Raw genomic sequence first — 2278 nt, forward strand, 5'->3', positions numbered from 1 at the left:
TCGACGTAAACTGGAAAATTTTTAAATTTTATCCCTATTACTAGGCTTGATTTATAGGGTTTATAAATGAGATGTAAACCTAGGATGTCTTTTTTTAGTGGACAATCAAACTCTGGATCTGTTTCCCCTATTGCGTTTCATATTTTGTATTTTGTATCTTACCTAAGGTAGTCTGTTCACAACTAAAATATAATGCCTAGATGATGTTAATGTTACTGAATTGCTAATCAAACCCTTAAATAAAAATTCATCGTTAATACTTAAAAAAACTAACTTAAATGATTTATATTTAATTCATTTAAGTTAATGATTTTTGTCCGGATTTACGTTTTTTATAAATTTGCATATAAGCCGTAATAAATAAACAAAAAAACCACAAAAACATACACAAATCAACCTTGAACGTAAACGGATATATTTCATGATTAATTTAAGATTAGGGATTTTAACTAGGGAAAATTTATGGTTTGTCACCCAAATACCCTATAAAATTCAGTGCCTTTGACTAGTTATCGCATGGGGTTATAGCTACGATTCATGGCAACTGGCAATAAGCCATTAAACATGAACCATCAACAATCAGGAACTTCCCTGACGGCCAAATCATTTACCGTAACTAGGCTTTGTCAAGCAGTAAGAGTTAACTAAAAGCAATGTCTGACACATTTTTCTCAGCTGATTCACTTCTGTATCATCACCATTGGGACACTAATACTATCACCTACAGCTTCTATAAAAGTGGTCCTTATTACGGATCTCAAACCGGGGTTTCAGAGATCTCAGAAGGAACCAAAGACAATATCAGAAGCATCCTGGAAACTCTGGAAATATACCTTGATGTTGATTTCCGTGAGGTAGCAGATACAGCAACAGACTATGGTCTATTGCGCTACATGGTATCTGATGGTCCGGGCTACGCCTATGCCTATTTGCCTAACAGATCTAATACCAACTCCGGCTGGAGGTCGGATGTGGCCGGGGATGTGCATATAAACGAAGCCTACGACACGACAGGTAATAACGGATTTGCTGACGACCCAGGGAATCATGGCTACATGACCCTGATTCATGAGATAGGACATACTCTGGGGTTAAAACATCCGAATCCATACGAGGACCATGATCACGGTCCATTTTTGCCCTTTAACGAGGACAATACTACCAACACAGTAATGTCGTATAACTTTGCTGGGAAACCAGCGATTACCCCAATGACTTACGACATTAAAGCATTACAGTCTATCTATGGAGCTAGGGAGTATAACCACGGGGATACTACTTACTCCTTTGAGAGCGTTTATGGCTACACAGATGTTAATGAGGATTATGGTGCAACCAAAGAAATTAAGCAAACCCTCTGGGATAGCGGTGGTGTAAATACCTTAGACTTTTCAAACCTGACTTTTTTGGATACAGGTTACCACTTTGATATGAATCAGGGGGGTATTATAACCACCCAAAAGGCTTACAATGGTATCTCTTATAAAGCTAGGACCGATGAAAGCGGAAGAAAATACGTTACGTCTAAATTTGGAACTGCGATCGCATTCGATACAGTTATTCACAATCTGATCAACTCTAACAGTGACGATTACATCATTGCCAATAGTGCGGCCAATATCTTTAGCGGTTATGAATTTGGAATTTCCACAGGTGATGATATTATTGAAGGTTGGAACTATCTAGATACTTTAGATCTTTCCAATTATGCTTTCGATAGTGTGAAGCACAACAAAAGCGGTGATGACCTGATTCTTGGTCTAGGCTGGGATAGTTCGATTACCGTCAAAGACTACTATGCAGTCTCTCAAAGCGATCGCCTTAACATTACCTTCGAGCAGGAGAGTCCACCACCTGTATGGGAAAAGATTATTGTTGGGGACACAATAAATATTAGCGACGTTCAGGATATTCAAAAGGAGCCTAAACCTACCAACACTGCTCCGACGGATATCAGCCTTTCTAGCAACAGTGTCAAGGAATTCAGTAACAATGGTACCACTATTGCTACCCTGAATACTAATGATGTTGATGCCGGAGATAGCCATACTTATAAATTATTACATGATGCTAAAGGTCGCTTTAAAATTGATGGCAATCAACTGGTAGTGATAAACATGTAGTGATGGCCTCATCAAACCGACAAACATTGATTATAGTGATGAATAAAATTCCAAATAGCTCCTAAGTGATTTTCGTTCTTTTTTGGAAAATGACAATGTTTTTCTTACCAAACGACTAAGTCTTTGTCTTAAGGTATTATTTAATCTTTCAATAT

At 37.8% G+C, this 2278-nt stretch carries 1 protein-coding gene and 1 pseudogene; one reads left to right on the forward strand and one right to left on the reverse strand.

Going from position 1 to position 2278, the window contains the following annotated elements; genetic code table 11:
- The first annotated feature begins 653 nt into the window (after window positions 1-653).
- Window positions 654-2123 (forward strand): M10 family metallopeptidase, encoded by a 1470-nt coding sequence (locus F6K49_RS42350; protein ID WP_293107370.1) that lies wholly within the window; start codon window positions 654-656, stop codon window positions 2121-2123.
- Between the two features lie 11 nt (window positions 2124-2134).
- On the opposite strand, the pseudogene F6K49_RS42355 reads toward F6K49_RS42350, so the two are convergent.
- Window positions 2135-2278 (reverse strand): annotated as a pseudogene (locus tag F6K49_RS42355) (IS1 family transposase); the annotation flags it as partial.

Source organism: Moorena sp. SIO3I6 (genome assembly GCF_010672095.1).